This window comes from Sanguibacter antarcticus, from assembly GCF_002564005.1.
Lineage (GTDB): Bacteria > Actinomycetota > Actinomycetes > Actinomycetales > Cellulomonadaceae > Sanguibacter > Sanguibacter antarcticus.
Map to the genome: position 1 here is coordinate 1,307,455 of NZ_PDJG01000001.1, position 15,614 is coordinate 1,323,068.

Sequence of the window (15,614 nt, forward strand, 5' to 3'; positions counted from 1 at the left end):
GGTCGGGACCGGGCGCCGTCGGCGCCCGGTCCCGACCACGGTTCGAACGACGGTCAGACGCCGCCCTCGGGCGTGAGCACCCCGAGGAGCAGGAGCAGCACGACGACGATCGCCAGACCGATGCGATACCGCACGAACGGCGTGTAGCTGAAGGTCGAGACGATCTTGAGGAAGACGATGATCACGAGGTACCCGACGACGAACGCCACGAGCGTCGCGATGAACGTCGCACCCCCGCTCGGCATCCCCTCAGCACCGATCTCGCCGGCAGAGGTGGCGAGCTTGTAGAAGCCGGAACCGAGGACGGCGGGGATCGCGAGGAAGAACGAGTACCGTGCCGCGGCCTCACGGGTGTAGCCCATGAGGAGTCCAGCTGTGATCGTTCCGCCGGAGCGCGAGACGCCCGGGATGAGCGCAGCGGCCTGGGCGAGGCCGAAGAACACCGCGTGGCGCGGGTTGAGCGCCTCGAGCGGCTCCCTCTTCGTGCCGACCTTGTCTGCCCAGCCGAGCAGCAGACCGAACCCGGCGAGCATGAGTGCAGTGAGGTAGAGGTTCCGGAACGAGGTCTCGATGGAGTCTTGCAGGAGGAGTCCGAGGATGACGATCGGGATGCTTCCGAGCCCGATGTACCAGCCCATCAGCGCATCGTGGTCGCCTTCACCCATGCGCTCGCGCCACGTCGGCCCGTGGTCGCCTCGCAAGGCTTTCCACCATGCCACGCAGATACGAGCGAGGTCCCTCCTGAAATAGAGCAGCACGGCGCACTCCGTGCCGATCTGGGTGATCGCAGTGAACGCAGCACCTGGGTCCGAGGACCCGATGAGCTCACCGATGATGCGCAGGTGCGCGCTGGACGAGACGGGGAGGAACTCAGTGAGTCCCTGGACCAGTCCGAGGAAGATGGCTTCGAACGCGTTCACGCTGAGACACGTTACAGGCTGGGACATGCCCGACAAGTACGCTGCCCCCCATGGAACAACGCCGCGTAGGTCGAACAGGTCTGCACGTCTCGCTGCTGGGGCTCGGGACGATGTCCTGGGGGCTCGACACCGATGCACAAGACGCGGGAGAACAGCTGCGAGACTTCTGCGAGGCGGGAGGGACGTTCGTCGACACCGCGGCGTCCTACTCCTCCGGTGCGAGCGAGGAGATCATCGGTACTCTGCTCGGCGCGGTGGTCGGGCGCGACGAGGTCGTGCTGTGCACGAAGGGCGGGATCCGCGCGACCCCGTCCGGGCGTGTCGTCGATGCGTCTCGGGGCGGGCTCATCGGCTCGCTCGACGCCTCGCTCAAGCGGCTGGGCACCGACCACGTGGATCTCTACCTCGTCCAGGCCCCAGACCCCCACACGCCCCTCGAAGAGACCGTGTCGGCGATGCGTCACATCGTGACGAGCGGTCGCGCCCGGTACGTCGGGCTGTCCAACCACACGGCATGGCAGACCGGCTTCGCCGCAGCGATGCTCCCGGCCCACGGCGATGCCGAGCTCGCAGCCGTCGAGGTCGAGCACTCGCTCCTCGAGCGCGCGATCGAGCGCGACGTCGTGCCTGCCGTCGAGGCGCTGGGGACCGGGCTCGTCGCGTGGTCGGCGCTCGGCCGAGGCGTGCTCACCGGCAAGTACCGGCGCTCGCTCCCGGCAGACTCCCGCGGCGCGTCACGACACCTCGCCGGTTTCGTCGAGCCGTACCTCGACGATCGTGCCTCGTCGATCGTCGACGCCGTGTGCACCGCGGCGCACGGCCTCGGTCGAGCGCCGCTCGAGGTCGCGCTCGCGTGGGTGCTCGAACGACCGTACGTCGCGTGCGCTCTCGTCGGCGCGCGCACGCCGGCCCAGCTGCGGGAGGCGCTCAGCGCGCTCGACCTCGACCTGCCGCATGCTGTGGCGACGGCGCTCGACGACGTCAGCTCGCTCGACTCCGAGGCCTCGCCGGGAACCTGAGCACGCTCAGGCTGAGCGGTCCGGCAGGGGCGCAGTCCCCCGCAGCGCCTCAGCCTTCGTCGTGCTCGTCATCGTCGTCGTCCTCATCATCCTGGTCATCATCGAGGTCGTCGCCGTCGTCGTCGTCGTCGTCCGAATCATCGTCGTCGTCGTCATCGTCGTCGTCCGAGTCGTCGTCCGCGAGGTAGAACGGCGTCGCCTCGTGGTGGACCTCTTCGAGCGCGGTGTCATAGACGTCGAACGCGTCCGCGAGCACGTAGTAGAAGTCGTCGACAGCCGGGTCGTCGGCGCCTCGACGGTTGACGATTGCTGAGTAGTGCGCCTCGAGAGCTGCGACGAGGCGATCGAGTGCTGCGCGTGGGTCGACGGTCATACCCCTGACGTTAGCGCCGACTGACGACGATTGGCACCGGATACCCCTATGAGTTCCCTGCAGCCCTCGAGAACGGGGTGAAACTGCTGCTCACAGCGTCGCAGGAGAATGTCGCAGCGACCTGATACCTTCGGTCGACACGTTCAGCCCGGTGCCGCTCAGAGGCGCTGGACCGTCACTCGAAGGTGGTGGGCATGACCGACACCGACCGCACCGTCCACCAGGACCGCGAAGGGCACTGGTCTGCAGAGGGTCGCCAGTACGAGTACCGCGTCGTAGCCGTGCCGCGCCACGCATCGCGCTCACAGACCCGTCAGCTCCTCACCGAGGAGGCCGAGTACGGGCGGTGGGAGCTCGCGCGCTCAGCCCTGTACATCGGCGGTGAGCGGCGCGTGTGGCTGCGGCGCAAGATCATCCGCGTGCGCAGCACGCTCTAGCCACGGCACGCTCTGGCTAGCAGTCGCGCAGCAGACGGTCGAGGACACGCACGCCGAACTTCAGGGAGTCGACAGGTACGCGCTCGTCGATGCCGTGGAACATACCGGGGAAGTCGAGGTCGGCAGGCAGCTGCAAGGGGGCGAACCCGTATCCGGTGATGCCCAGGCGAGCGAGCGACTTGTTGTCCGTCCCGGCTGACAGCGCATAGGGCAGGACCGTGGCGTCGCGGTCCTCGGCGAGCACGGCGCTGACCATCGAGTCGACGAGGTGCCCGCTGAACGGTGCCTCGAGAGCGATGTCTTCGTGGATGGGTTCGATCCGGACCTTGTCGCCGGCGAGGCGGCGCAGCGTCGCCATGCCGGTCGTCGTGTGACCGGCGAGGAAGCGCACGTCGATCGTCGCTTCCGCCCGCCCGGGGATGACGTTCGCCTTGTAGCCGGCCGACAGCTGGGTGGGGTTCGCGGTGTTGCGGATCGTCGCGCCGACGAAGCGGGACGCCGGTCCGAGCGCATCGATGAGCCGGTCGACGCCTGCTGGGTCCTTCGGGTCGTAGGCGAGTCCGGTGAGGTCCGAGACGCCCCGCAGGAGAGCGTCGACCGTCGGCGTCACGACCATGGGCCACTCGTGCTGCCCGATCCGGGCGATCGCGGCAGCCAGGTGAGTCACCGCGTTGTCGTGCGCCACCTGCGAGCCGTGACCGGCCCGTCCGTCGGCGACGAGACGAAGCCACCCGAGGCCCTTCTCGGCGGTCTGCAAGAGGTATGCCCGGTGCCCGTTGATCTCGACGGAGAAGCCGCCGACCTCGCTGACGGCTTCCGTCGCGCCCTCGAAGAGCTCAGGGCGGTGGTCGACCGCGTACCGTGCGCCGTAGGTGCCGCCGGCCTCCTCGTCGGCGAAGAACGCGACGACGACGTCCCGTGCAGGCTTGCGACCCTCCCGGACCATCTGCCGGACGACCGCGAGGATCATCGCGTCCATGTCCTTCATGTCGACGGCGCCGCGCCCCCACAGGAGGCCGTCGATCTCTTCGCCGGCGAACGGGTCGACAGCCCAGTCGGCGGCCTGCGCCGGCACCACGTCGAGGTGCCCGTGCAGGACGAGGGCGGGGCGGCTCGGGTCCTGGCCCGGGATCCGCACGACGACGTTGGCGCGCCCGGGCGACGACTCGAAGAGCTCCGGGTCGAGACCGACCTCCTGGAGGAGCCCCATGACGTACTCCGCCGCGGCCCGCTCCCCCGGCCCCTCGTTGTCGCCGTAGTTCGACGTGTCGATGCGCAACAGGTCTCGGCAGATCCGCACCACCTCGTCCTGCGCCGTCAGGACCGGTGCAGCGGCCTGCTGGACGGTGTCGGGGTGAGCGGTACGCGAGGACCTGTCGGAGGCAGACGTCATGCCCTCACGCTACCGCGTGGGGCTCACGCCTCGGTGGGTGCCGAGGCGAGCCCCCGACGAGCGAGGAGCGCTTCGATGGCCGGCGCGCGGCCTCGCAGCGCGACGAAGGCGTCCATCGGGTCCGACGACCCACCCCGTGAGAGCAGCGCACGACGGAACGCGTCACCGTTCTCGCGCCGCAGCCCACCGTTCTCCCCGAACCACTCCACCGTGTCCGCGTCGAGGACCTCGGACCAGATGTACGAGTAGTAGCCCGCGGAGTAGCCGCCGCCGAAGACGTGGTTGAAGTAGGTCGTGCGGTACCTCGGCGGGACGGCGTCCAGGTCGACGCCCGCGGCCGTGAGCGCGGCCGCCTCGAACGCGAGGACGTCCTCGACGTCGGTCGGTACGTCGTCGGGCGTGAGCGTGTGCCAGGCCTGGTCGAGGATCGCGGCGGCGAGGTACTCGGTCGTCGCGAAGCCCTCGTTGAACTGGCGCGAGTCGATGAGGGTCCGGACCCACTGCTCGGGCATCGGTTCGCCGGTCTCGTGGTGGAGGGCGTAGCCGGTGAGGATCTCTTCGTCCCATGCCCACATCTCGTTGACCTGAGAGGGGTACTCGACGAAGTCTCGGGGCACCTCGGTTCCGGAGTGCGAGGGGTAGCGGACGTCGGAGAAGAGCGCGTGCAGCGCGTGGCCGAACTCGTGGAAGAGCGTGATGACCTCGTCGAGCACGAGGAGGGTCGGCTCTCCTGCGGGTGCGCGGACGATGTTGAGGTTGTTCACGACGACGGGCCTGAGCCCGAGCAGGTCGCTCTGGTCGACGAGGGTGTTCATCCAGGCGCCGCCGCGCTTGGACTCGCGGGTGTAGAGGTCCGCGAGGAAGAGCCCGAGGCCGGTGCCGTCGGCGTCGAAGACCTCGAAGGTCTGGACGTCGGGGTGGTAGCCGACGAGGTCGGGTCGGTCGACGAACGTGATGCCGTAGAGACGGTGCGCGGCACGGAACACCCCGTCACGGACGACCCGGTCGAGCTCGAGGTAGGGCCGCAGGAGGGCGTCGTCGATCGCGTAGCGCTCCTTGCGGAGGCGTTCGGCGTAGTAGGCCCAGTCCCACGGCTCGAGGACGGCCCCGGGGTCGCACAGGTCGGTGACGAGCGCAGCCTGGAGCTCGTGGGCCTCGCGGCGCGCGTTGGCTGCGGCGGCGGGCGCGAGACGCGCGAGGATCGCGGTCACGGCCTCGGTGGTCTTCGCGGTAGCGTCCTCGGCGATGTAGGCGGCGTGGTGCTCGTGCCCGAGGAGCAGGGCGTGCTCTGCACGCAGGCGTGCCAGCTCGAGGAGGATGGCGCGGGTGTCCGTCTCGTCGCCGGTGGCGCCTCGGGTGGTGGCCGCTCGGTGCACGCGCTCGCGGACGTCGCGTCGGCGCAACGAGGCCAGGACTCCCTGCTGGGTGGGCAGCTGCATCTCGAGCAGGTACTTTCCGCTCTCGCCCCTCTCCTCGGCCGCGAGCGCGGCAGCGGCGATCGCGTCGGCGGGCATCCCGTCGAGGTCGGTGACGTCGTCGACGAGCACGCTCGCGGCGTTCGCGCCGGCGAGGATCTTGCGACCGAACGCGGACTCGAGGGTGGTGATCCGTGCGTTGAGGTCACGGAGCCGTTCCTGGTCGGCGGGTGCGAGATCGATGCCGGAGCGTCGGAAGTCGCGCAGGAGGTTCTCCAGCAGCCAGGACGTCTCCGCGTCGACGGTGACGTCGCCGTCGCGGACCGCGGTGTCGAGCGCTGCGACGCGCGCGTAGAGACGCGCGTCCATGAAGATCGCGTCGTGGTGGGCGGAGAGCTCTGGTGCGACGAGCTCCTCGATGTCCTCGAGGCTCTCCGTCGCGTCGGCGCTCGAGACGTTGAACAGGACGCTCAGGACGCGGTCGAGCAGCGATCCGCTGCGCTCGAGCGCCTCGAGGGTGTTCTCGACGCTCGGCGGCTCGGGGTCGGTGACGATCGCCTCGACCTCGGCGAGCTCCTCGGCCATCCCTGCCCGGACGGCCGGGACATAGTGCTCGTCGAGCACGCGGGCGAAGTCGGGGAGCGCGTAAGGCAGCGTCGAGGCTGTCGTGAACGGGTTGGCTGGGTCGAGCAGCTGCGAAGAGTCAGGCATGGGATCCATTCATACGGGAGAACTGTCGTCAGGTCGACCGAGGACGTCCTCGTACGGCAGCCCGTGGGCGTGGGCGACCTCTTCGCTCACGAGACGACCGTCGTGCGTCATGAGGCCGCCGGCGAGCGCAGCCGAGGAGCGCAGCGTCGCGAGGACCTGCTCGAGCGGATCGAGACGCCCTGGGGTTCCAGCGAGGGCCGCGAGGTAGGGCAGAGTGGCGCCCGAGAGCGCCTGCGTGCTCGTCACCGGGACGGCCGCAGGCATGTTCGCGACCGCGTAGAGGACGGCGCCGTGCACCGGGTACACCGGGTCGGCGTGGGTCGTCGGGTGCGTGTCTTCGAAGCACCCGCCCTGGTCGACCGCGACGTCCACGAGGACGGACCCTGGGCGCATGCGCGAGACGAGCTCGTTCGAGACGAGCCGTGGCGCCTTGGCGCCCGGGACGAGGACCGCACCGATGACGAGGTCTGCGGCGACGACCTCGTTCTCGATCGCCAGGGGGCTGGAGACGACGGTGCGGACCTGGCCGCCGAACTCTCGGTCGAGCTCGCGCAGGACGGGGACGGAGAGGTCGAGCACCGTGACGTCCGCGCGCATGCCGTGCGCGATCTGGGCCGCGTTGCGCCCGGCGGTCCCGCCGCCGAGGACAAGGACTCGTGCGGGGCGGACGCCCGGGACGCCGCTCATGAGGATTCCCGCACCACCACCGGTGCGCATGAGATGGTGCGCACCCATCTGCGTGGCCAGCCGGCCGGCGACCTCGCTCATCGGTGCGAGGAGCGGCAGGGACCGGTCGGGCAGCTGGACGGTCTCGTAGGCGATCGACGTGGTTCCTGCGTCGAGCAGCGCGCGCGTGCACTCGAGGCTCGCCGCGAGGTGGAGGTAGGTGAAGAGCGTCAGGCCGCGGCGCAAGAAGCCGAACTCGGACGCGACCGGTTCTTTGACCTTGCAGACGATGTCGACGCCGGCCCACACGTCAGCAGCGGACTCGACGATCTGTGCTCCGGCGGCCTCGTACTGGGCGTCGGAGATGGCTGACCCGGTTCCTGCGCCAGCCTGGACCAGGACCTCGTGACCGTGAGCGGTGAGCTGGTGCACTCCCGTCGCTGTCACAGAGACTCGGAACTCGTTGTTCTTGACCTCGGTCGGTACACCGATGCGCATCAGATCTCCTCAGGCTTGTCGTCGTCGCTCGCAGGATCTCCTGAGGGCGCGCACAGCTCGTCGTCTCCTCCGATCGTCTCCATGGGTGGGTCGGGGTGGTGCAGCTTGGAGAACACGGCCCAGGCGACGGCGACGAGCGGCACAGCGATGACGGCGCCGAGGATCCCGGCGAGGAGCGTGCCTCCTGTCACGACGAGCGCCACGACCATGGGGTGCAGGGAGACCTGCTTGCCCATGACGAGCGGCTGGAGGACGTGCCCTTCGAACTGGCCGATGAGCGCGATGCCGATCCCGACGATCGCGGCCGTGACGATCCCGTCCGCGGCGAGGGCGACGACCATCGCGATGACCATGGCGAGCGGGGCACCGATGAGCGGGATGAACCCGCCGAGGAACACGAGGACCGCGAGGGGCACAGCGAGCGGCACGCCGAGGATGGTCAGGAGCAGCCCGGCGAGGAACCCGTCCGAGACGGCGACGATCACGGTGCCGCGCGTGTAGCCGGAGAACGTGTACCAGCCGGCGCCACCGGCGACCTTCCACGCCTGGCGCGCGTTGGCAGGCAGCTGGTTGAGGAACCACGTCCACATGTTCTCGCCGCGGGCGAGGAGGAACACGGTGCAGAAGATGGCGAGCGCGATCGTCGAGAACACCTTGACGACGGTGCCGACCTGCTCGAACGCTGTGCCGGCGATGTCGCCTGCGTGCTGCTGCACCCAGTCCTGACCTTCTTGGACCCAGCCGTGGTAGTCGTCGGTGGTGATCGTGAACGGGAGGGGGCCGTCCTCGAAGAACTGGAAGATCTGGTCGGTGCCGGACGCGAACTGGTCGGAGAGCGACTGCCACTGGCCGGCGACCGACGCGACGACGTAGGTGACGAGACCACCGACGACGAGGAGCCCCGCGAGCATGCCGAGCGCGGTCGCGAGGCCGCGCGGCATGACGCGTGAGAGCACGATGACCAGCGGCCGCAGGACGGCGGTGAAGACGAGCGCGACGAAGAGCGCGACGAAGACGATCTGCACCCTGGCTGTCGCCATGAAGATCACGAGGATCGCTGCGGTCACGAGGAGCAGGCGCCACGACCACGCGGCCGTGGTGCGGAGCCAGCCCGGTACGGGATCTGGGGCTGGGAGAACAGGAGGGCGGATCGCGCCTGTGTTCCTCCTCACAGCGGAGCTGCGGACTCGCTGGGCTGCCATACGCACTCCCCCCGTGGCTCGTGGACTCGACGAGTCCCTGTGTGACCTGCACAAACACTACTGTTCGACCCTCGGGACGCACCATCCCCCACGCGCACTGAAGTGCATCGCACAGCCAGAGCAAGTGTGCACCAGGACACGGATTCATGCTCGACCCAGAAACCGTGCTAGATTTTCCGACGCACCCAAGAGAGCGCCTGGCGCTCTCGAAGGTCCACCTGTCCGGGTGGCGGAATGGCAGACGCGCTAGCTTGAGGTGCTAGTGCCCTTACGGGCGTGGGGGTTCAAGTCCCCCTCCGGACACTCGTTGAGACAGCGAATGACGAAGGCTCTGACCCGCAAGGGTCAGGGCCTTCGTCGTTTCCTGCCTGGATCGTTTCCTGCCTGGGTCGTTTCCTACCGAGCATCCACGCGTCTCCCTTCACGCCTCTCGTGCTCATGCTTCTCGCGCTCAGGCCCCTGGCCTGACGAGGTGCGCGCTGAGGTAGACGAGCTCCCCGTCCTGGAACCGGCGGTACGTCCTGCTCCCCCGCAGAGCCGCGAAGCGGGCGACGGCGCGGTGGAACGGCCTCGGGAACCACGCCTTCATGAGCACGGACTTACGGTCGCTGTCGATGCGCAGCGCGTTGAGGACCTCGGCGGTGATGTCCCGACGAGAGACCAACCCCAAGCTGCTCGCCTCCAGTGCGCCGACGAGCTCGTCGACCTCCTGACGATCGCGGAGGTCGGCGAAGAGCAGCGCGCCTCCTGGGCGCAAGACCCGGTGCACCTCGTCGAGGAAACCGGGGAACGAGCTGTAGCAGTGGGACGACTCGACGTTGACGACCACGTCGACCGACGCGTCAGGGAACGGCAGGTCGAGCGCGTCCCCCTGGACGAACGTCAGCCCCGGCCCCGACCGGTGGTCGTTGCAGAGGGCGACGGCACGGTCCGAGAGGTCCACCCCGGTCGTCGTCCGCGGTGCTCGATGGCGGCTGAGCCACTGGGATCCGCCGCCGCGACCGCACCCGATCTCGAGGACGTCGCGTCCGGTGAGGTCGCACGCAGACACGACATGGTCGTAGAGCTGGATGCACATCCGGTCAGCGGTCTCGGACGGATCGAGCGGAACCTGCGGCGCTCCGGGATCCACCGGTGCGTACCCGTAGTTCATGAACGACCACTGGTCCCCGCGTCCGCGGGTGGCGAGCAGGTCGTAGCACCAGCGCCACGCGAGCTGTCCTGTCATGGTTCGGATGCTAGCGCGAAGGCCCGGCCCGAGGTGGGCCGGGCCTTCGCTCTCTCAGTCTCTCGTCCTGGTCTCTAGACCTGGTTCATCGCCCGCTCGTGCAGCACCTCTCTACCGATCGGCACGGACGATCCCGGCCGAAGTCGGTGTACGGGTGACGCGGCGGGTCCGCGCGGCACGGTTCTGCTGTCGGTGACGGCGACGGTGCGGGCGTCGCCGTCGGCTTGGGCTTGGGCGTCGGCTTGGGCGTCGGCGTCGGCTTGCTCTTGCTCGTCGACGTGGCGACGAGCTCGGCGCGGTCACCGCTCGCGTTGTGCAGGTGCAGCAGCAAGACCTGCGGCTCCACCTTTGCGGACCGTGCGTCCGTTCCCGCACGGTGCGGCCAGCGGTCGGCGACGCTCCGGTTGACCGCCAGGGTGCCCGGCGTGTCCTGGAAGACGACGGACTCGCTCGCCCCGTCGCCCGCCGTACCGAACCACAGCGCGGGCGCGAAGACGTCGAACGTCGCGGTGGCCGTCTCGTCGACGACCACGTTCTGCGGATCGTCGAGATACCCCGGTGCGTAGTACGACTCGGTCTGCACGCTGTAGGAGATCTCCGTGCTCGTCGAGCCAGATGTGAAACCGATCGCGGCGAGGCTGACCGGCAGGACCATGACGTTCGTGTCGAACACGTTGGCGTCGAGGCCCCCCGGCTGCACGTTCACCAGCTGGATGTCGACGGACTCACCCGTCGCGGCGTCGACCGTCACCGCGACGTCGACGTCGACCGCACCGAGCTTCGAGATGTACGTGATGTAGTCCGGTGTCTCGTCCTTGTCGACGTCGATGAAGACCACGGGGTACCCCGACGGCGACAGGCTCGCGGCGTCGCCCTCCATGACGATGCCGAAGGACACTGTCCCCTGGGACGGGTCCGTGAGCTGTGGCGCGGTCGTCGACGCGCCGACGTACCGGATGTCGAGCCCGGTGAGCGTCTGCACGGCAGACGACTCGGGGAACACCTCGGCCGGGTCCTCGATGCCGAGCTGGAACGGTGCCAGGAGGGAGACGTACGCTTCAGCACCCTCACCTTGGGCTACCCCGCGACCGGTGAGGCTGAGCCGAGCCGTCTCGTCCTTCTTTCCCTGGAAGGCGACCTTCGCCGCAGCAGCCATGTCGCTCACCGGCTCAGGTGCCGCGTAGACCGCGACCCGCAGGCGCGAGACGCCGTCGGGCACGGGGGTGAGCTCGATGATGCCCGACGCGTCAGCGACGAACTCCCGGACGATCCCGTCCTGGACGGACTCCATCGTCGGGTCGATCGTCTTGCGCAGGGCTGTCGGGTCCGGGACGGAGAGCGTGACCGTCACGTCGACAGACTCCCCCGGCGCCAGGCTCACGGCGTCGGTGCTGAGCGTGTAGGTGACGCCCGGCATCGTCGTGCGCGGGACGTAGGCGAGGGTGTAGTCCGCCTGGGTCTCGCCGTGGTTGGTCACCCGGACGACGCGCTGCTCGTCGAGAGCGCCGCCGACCTCCACCACTCCGAAGGACGCGGTGACGAGACCGCCGCTGTCGACCGACTGGACGGTCACGGTGTTCGTCACCGCCTGGAGGGCGTCGATCCGCCCTGTGCCGACGCGCAGCGGCGCGTAGGTCTGCGTGCTGTCCACCTCGCTCACGTCGTGCGTGGCGGTGTTGATGATCGCGGCCTTGATGTCGTCAGGTGTCCACGACGGGTGCGCCTGCGTGACGAGCGCAGCGACGCCAGCAGTCATCGGCGTGGCCATGGACGTCCCGCTGCTCACCTTGAGGCCGGTTCCCGTGCCAGAGCCTGCGGAGACGATCGAGACACCGGGCGCCGCGACGTCAGGCTTGACGACGTCGCCGTACGACCCGTGCACGCCACGAGACGTGAAGCCCGCCGGCGTGTCGACGAGCGCGCCGTCGAAGGTCCCGAAGGTGTGCGCGAGGTCGCTGCGGAGCTCGACCTCGAGGGTGCCGTCGTGTGCAGGGTCGGTGAGCGCCTGGGTCCCGACGACGGTGAGCTGGATGCCCGGGATCGCGAAGTTCCCGGCGATGCCGGACTCGAAGGTGCTGAGCCCGGAGGTGAGGACGACGCCGATGGCTCCGGCTGCGGCCGCGTTGTTGAATCGAGCCCCGGACCCGCACGCGACGTCGTCGTCATCCCACTCGAGCCAGGCGATCTTCCCAGCGAGCAGCGCGGCGTCCGTGTCGTTGAACGCCGTGCACCCGTCGAGGTTCGCCGGGTCTGTGGGGGCGGCGACAGTCCCGGCGACGGCGAAGTCACCAGAGAAGTTGACCGAGTACTGGCCCGCGTAGGGCGAGTCGGCGGTGAGCTCGGCGGGTGCGGTGACGGCCATCGCGTCGAGCAGACCGTGGCCGTTCGCGGTCGCCGCGACGGCGAGCGAACGCCCGGTGTTGCCCGGGCTGCCCGCGACGTCGGTGAGGTCGCCGGCGTTGCCTGCCGCGATCACGGGGAGCACCCCGTAGTCCATGAGGGCGACGACCTTGGCGTTGTCCGGGTCGTCGACCGCACCGTAGTCGCTGCCGAGGGACATGTTGATGACGTCGACCTGGTTGCCGTCGGCGATGGACTCGCCGACCCAGTCGAGCGCGGCGCCGACGACGTCGGTGCTGCCGCCGAAGTCCCCGAACACCTTGAGGCTGTACAGGCCGGCGAGCGGCGCGGAGCCTGGGCCGACGACGAAGTCGTCGAGCACACCGGCGGTGAGGTCGCTGTAGCTGCCCCGGAACGTCGTCGAGTCGGCCGCGACGCCGTATCCGAGCGCGGTGCCCGAGACATGCGTGCCGTGGCTCCCTCCGGGTCCGTCGACGGGGTTGGCGTCCGGTTCGGGGACCGGCTGGTAGTCCGCGCTCGACGGGTCGGCGTTGTACGTCGATCCGGCGAAGTCGTAGCCGCCGAGGTACTTTGCCGGGTCGTACCAGCCTTCGACGGGTGCGTCTGTCGACGCGACGGCTGTCTCGTACGCCTCGACGGTGCCGGGCCCGCCGAAGTCGGCGTGGGTGTAGTCGATGCCGGTGTCGATGACGGCGACGGTCGCGCCCTCGCCTGTCTGCCCTGTCTGGGTCCACGTGTCGAGGGTCTTCACGAGCTCGGCCGACTGCGCGTTCGCCGGGTCGGCGTCCTGCGGCAGCCCGGTCGAGCGGGGGACGATCGGCGTGATCTTCACGACGTCGGCCTCGTCGACGAGCTGGCGGATCGCGTCGGCGTCGGCAGAGATGGCCACGCCGGGGACGGTGTACCGCGCGACGTAGAGGACCTCTGCGGCCGGGTCGTCGGCGACGACCGCCGACTCGATGGCAGCGGCTGTGTCGACGATCTCGTCGGCTCGTTGCGCGCCCTGTGCAGACTGGCCGGGCGTCTGGGTGCGTTGGGTCTGCTTGGCCTGCTGGTCCACGGCCAGCGCGCTCTCGCCCGCGGTCTGGACGAAGACCGAGATCCGGCCTTCGAGGTCCGTCAGGCGCGGTGAAAGGACGGCGTCACCCGGGTCGATCGGCGCGCCGAGCCCGTAGGCCGTCACGTCGACGGGATCGGTGCTCGCAGCGGCGGTGCCGGCTACGAGGCTGGTGGTCACGAGCGCGGTGGCGACCGCGGTCGCGAGGATCGTGCGTGTTCCGGTGAGTCTCGAGCGCATTGGAGCCCCATTCCAGGATGCTGAGTCGGACGCGGACCGCGATGTCGATGGTGACAGGCGGCACGTTTGGACACGATACAGACATAGTTCCCACATGGCCCGTTCACGCGATATGCACATTTCGGCGTGTCTGACGCGTGCAGGATCCAGGAAAGAGCTCGACGACCAGCGGGGTTGTCGGTCCGCTCAGCCAGCAGTGCCCGCGGCGCCAGCGACCTCGGCGAGCACACCGTCCGTGAACACCGGCCACACCTGGGCAGCCCACGGCCCGAAGTCCCGGTCCGTGAGAGCGACGCACGCCAACCGCGCGTCCGGGTCGACCCACACGAACGTGCCGGACTGACCGAAGTGGCCGAAGGTCCGAGGAGAGCTGGTGGCCCCGGTCCAGTGCGGCGACTTCCCGTCCCGGATCTCGAAGCCCAGCCCCCAGTCGTTCGGCGTCTGGCGACCGAAACCGGGTACCACGCCGACGAGGCCGGGGAACACGACAGAGGTCGCCTCCGCCACCGTCGTCGGGTGCAGGAGCGTCGGGTGCTGGACCTCGCTCGCGAACCGGACGAGATCGTTCACCGTCGACGACGCCCCCGCTGCCGGAGACCCCGTGCACGACGTCGACGTCATGCCCAGCGGGACGAGCACCGCGTCACGGACATAGTCCGCGAAGACGATCCCTGACCGCGCCTCGACCGTCTCGCCCAGCACCTCGAAGCCCACGTTGGAGTAGATGCGCCGCGCACCCGGCGCGGCCCGCACCGTGCGTTCGCTGAAGTCGTAGCCGCCCGCGTGCGCGAGCAGGTGACGTACGGTCGCGCCGTCCGGTCCGGCCGGGTCATCGAGCTCGACCACCCCTTCCTCGACGGCGACGAGCACCGCGTAGGACGTGAGGAGCTTCGTCACCGAGGCGAGCCGGTACACGTGGTCGAGGTCCCCGTGGGACCCGAGGACGTCGCCGTCGGCTGAGATCACCGCCACCGAGGCGTTCGTCACGGGCCAGGACTCGACGATCTCCACGCTACGCATGGAACGACCCTAGAACATCCCTGACAGCGCCCGTGCCGGGCCTGAACGCCCCTCAGCCGGAGTGGCGTCCTGCCGCGGCGGACTCCTCAGCCGCTGTGGCTCGCGTCTCGTCCTCGGAGGTCGGCCTCGTCGCCTGGGTGCGCTCACGCTTGGGGGCAGGAGGCTTCGGCACCTTGATCGCCTCGACGGTGATCTGCACGAGCATCCGGGCATCGACCGGCAGCGGGAGCAGCGGCTTCGGGAGCGCACCGGGGGCGAGCCCGAGGATCTCGGCGATCGCGTGGGCGACGCGGATCCCGCCGTACTGGCGGACGATGATCGCGAGCGGCGTGAGCTGGAGCTGGAGCGTCCGCGCCTCGGCTGCTTGGCCCGACGTCGCGGCCCGGGTGATCGCCACGCAGATGTCGGGCAGCACCCCGGCGATGCTCGAGTGCCACGCAGAGGCTCCTGCGAGGAGGATCTGGGCGCCGAGCCCGTCTCCGCTGAAGCCCCAGTCGAGCCGGTTCGCGGTCCGCTGCGGCAGCTCGGCGGTGATCTTCTCGATGCGGTCCTTGACGTCCGGGCCGTTCGCTCCACGGTCTTTGAACCCGGCGACGCCGGACAGCCTGGCCAGCCGGGCGAGCTCGTCCACACCGAAGCGGTGCCCGGTGGTCCCCGGGTTGTTGTAGACCCACAGCGGGATGTCGGAAGACGCGGCGGCGTCACGGTAGAGGCCGTAGATCTCGTCGGGCTGCAGAGGCTGGTAGGCCATCGGCTGCAGCAGCGCGCCGCTCGCGCCGGCGGCGTGCGCCTCAGCGAGGTTGGCGACGACCTCGGCCGTGCTCAGGGCCCCGACGCCCACGATGACGGGGACGCGTCCTGCCGCGACCTCGACAGCGCTGCGGGTGATCCGCTTGCGCGCGCTGCGCGGCATGTACGCGAAGCCACCGGTGCTCCCGAGGACCCCGACCGCGCTGGCACCGGCCGTGATCGCTGCGTCGACCAGACGCTCGAACGAACCGGTCAGCAAGCGCCCGTCCTCCCCTCGTGGGGTGAGCGGGTACGCGACGAGAGGACCGATCGAAGGCATCAGTT

12 protein-coding genes and 1 tRNA gene are annotated in these 15,614 nt (G+C 69.5%); 3 read left to right on the forward strand and 10 right to left on the reverse strand.

What is annotated here, in order from left to right; genetic code table 11:
• Window positions 1–53: 53 nt before the first annotated feature.
• A complete protein-coding gene (locus tag ATL42_RS05880) occupies window positions 54–920 on the reverse strand; it encodes an undecaprenyl-diphosphate phosphatase (protein ID WP_098454549.1) in 867 nt (288 codons plus the stop codon).
• A 50-nt stretch (window positions 921–970) separates the two neighbouring features.
• On the opposite strand from ATL42_RS05880, the gene ATL42_RS05885 reads away from it, so the two are divergent.
• Window positions 971–1,939: an aldo/keto reductase gene (locus tag ATL42_RS05885; RefSeq protein WP_098454550.1), complete on the forward strand. Its 969-nt coding sequence runs from the start codon at window positions 971–973 to the stop codon at window positions 1,937–1,939.
• Window positions 1,940–1,988: 49 nt separating this feature from the next.
• Here the strand turns inward: ATL42_RS05885 and ATL42_RS05890 are convergent, their stop codons facing one another.
• Window positions 1,989–2,312, reverse strand: a complete 324-nt coding sequence (locus ATL42_RS05890) for a primosomal protein (protein WP_098454551.1) — start codon at window positions 2,310–2,312, stop codon at window positions 1,989–1,991.
• Window positions 2,313–2,506: 194 nt separating this feature from the next.
• Between ATL42_RS05890 and ATL42_RS05895 the strand changes: the two genes are divergently transcribed.
• Complete coding sequence (locus ATL42_RS05895) at window positions 2,507–2,749, forward strand: DUF5703 family protein (RefSeq protein WP_098454552.1); 243 nt, start codon at window positions 2,507–2,509, stop codon at window positions 2,747–2,749.
• A gap of 16 nt (window positions 2,750–2,765) precedes the next feature.
• On the opposite strand, the gene ATL42_RS05900 is transcribed toward ATL42_RS05895, so the two are convergent.
• Genes ATL42_RS05900 through ATL42_RS05915 form a run of 4 tightly spaced genes read right to left on the reverse strand, consistent with a single transcriptional unit; the run spans window position 2,766 to window position 8,634 of the window.
• The gene (locus tag ATL42_RS05900; protein ID WP_098454553.1) at window positions 2,766–4,142 is read right to left on the reverse strand and encodes a M20/M25/M40 family metallo-hydrolase; all 1,377 of its coding nucleotides are present in this window, start codon (window positions 4,140–4,142) and stop codon (window positions 2,766–2,768) included.
• A gap of 23 nt (window positions 4,143–4,165) precedes the next feature.
• Window positions 4,166–6,268 (reverse strand): M3 family metallopeptidase, encoded by a 2,103-nt coding sequence (locus tag ATL42_RS05905; RefSeq protein WP_098456373.1) that lies wholly within the window; start codon window positions 6,266–6,268, stop codon window positions 4,166–4,168.
• A 9-nt stretch (window positions 6,269–6,277) separates the two neighbouring features.
• The gene (gene ald, locus ATL42_RS05910; RefSeq protein ID WP_098454554.1) at window positions 6,278–7,432 is read right to left on the reverse strand and encodes an alanine dehydrogenase; all 1,155 of its coding nucleotides are present in this window, start codon (window positions 7,430–7,432) and stop codon (window positions 6,278–6,280) included.
• Window positions 7,432–8,634, reverse strand: coding sequence for an AI-2E family transporter (locus tag ATL42_RS05915; protein ID WP_098454555.1), 1,203 nt, complete (start codon window positions 8,632–8,634; stop codon window positions 7,432–7,434). The genes ald and ATL42_RS05915 overlap by 1 nt, the downstream gene beginning before the upstream one ends.
• 220 nt (window positions 8,635–8,854) lie before the next feature.
• On the opposite strand from ATL42_RS05915, the gene ATL42_RS05920 reads away from it, so the two are divergent.
• Window positions 8,855–8,937: transfer RNA gene (locus ATL42_RS05920), tRNA-Leu, on the forward strand.
• Between the two features lie 148 nt (window positions 8,938–9,085).
• Here the strand turns inward: ATL42_RS05920 and ATL42_RS05925 are convergent.
• From ATL42_RS05925 to ATL42_RS05940, 4 genes are all read right to left on the reverse strand, one after another.
• A complete protein-coding gene (locus ATL42_RS05925) occupies window positions 9,086–9,862 on the reverse strand; it encodes a class I SAM-dependent methyltransferase (protein WP_098454556.1) in 777 nt (258 codons plus the stop codon).
• Window positions 9,863–9,947: 85 nt separating this feature from the next.
• Window positions 9,948–13,520 carry a S8 family peptidase gene (locus ATL42_RS05930; RefSeq protein WP_169925349.1) on the reverse strand — a complete coding sequence of 1,191 codons (3,573 nt, stop codon included), beginning with the start codon at window positions 13,518–13,520 and terminating at the stop codon, window positions 9,948–9,950.
• Window positions 13,521–13,706: 186 nt separating this feature from the next.
• A complete protein-coding gene (locus tag ATL42_RS05935; RefSeq protein WP_098454558.1) occupies window positions 13,707–14,540 on the reverse strand; it encodes a serine hydrolase domain-containing protein in 834 nt (277 codons plus the stop codon).
• 52 nt (window positions 14,541–14,592) lie between these two features.
• The gene (locus ATL42_RS05940) at window positions 14,593–15,609 is read right to left on the reverse strand and encodes a dihydrodipicolinate synthase family protein (protein WP_098454559.1); all 1,017 of its coding nucleotides are present in this window, start codon (window positions 15,607–15,609) and stop codon (window positions 14,593–14,595) included.
• Window positions 15,610–15,614 lie beyond the last annotated feature (5 nt).

Bases quoted from the DNA above. Each gene is read 5' to 3' on its own strand.
- ATL42_RS05900 (WP_098454553.1), bottom strand. From the start codon at position 4,142: ATGACGTCTGCCTCCGACAGGTCCTCGCGTACCGCTCACCCCGACACC.
- ATL42_RS05925 (WP_098454556.1), bottom strand. From the start codon at position 9,862: ATGACAGGACAGCTCGCGTGGCGCTGGTGCTACGACCTGCTCGCCACC.
- ATL42_RS05895 (WP_098454552.1), top strand. From the start codon at position 2,507: ATGACCGACACCGACCGCACCGTCCACCAGGACCGCGAAGGGCACTGG.
- ald (WP_098454554.1), bottom strand. From the start codon at position 7,432: ATGCGCATCGGTGTACCGACCGAGGTCAAGAACAACGAGTTCCGAGTC.
- ATL42_RS05890 (WP_098454551.1), bottom strand. From the start codon at position 2,312: ATGACCGTCGACCCACGCGCAGCACTCGATCGCCTCGTCGCAGCTCTC.
- ATL42_RS05940 (WP_098454559.1), bottom strand. From the start codon at position 15,609: ATGCCTTCGATCGGTCCTCTCGTCGCGTACCCGCTCACCCCACGAGGG.
- ATL42_RS05935 (WP_098454558.1), bottom strand. From the start codon at position 14,540: ATGCGTAGCGTGGAGATCGTCGAGTCCTGGCCCGTGACGAACGCCTCG.
- ATL42_RS05930 (WP_169925349.1), bottom strand. From the start codon at position 13,520: ATGCGCTCGAGACTCACCGGAACACGCACGATCCTCGCGACCGCGGTC.
- ATL42_RS05885 (WP_098454550.1), top strand. From the start codon at position 971: ATGGAACAACGCCGCGTAGGTCGAACAGGTCTGCACGTCTCGCTGCTG.
- ATL42_RS05905 (WP_098456373.1), bottom strand. From the start codon at position 6,268: ATGCCTGACTCTTCGCAGCTGCTCGACCCAGCCAACCCGTTCACGACA.
- ATL42_RS05915 (WP_098454555.1), bottom strand. From the start codon at position 8,634: ATGGCAGCCCAGCGAGTCCGCAGCTCCGCTGTGAGGAGGAACACAGGC.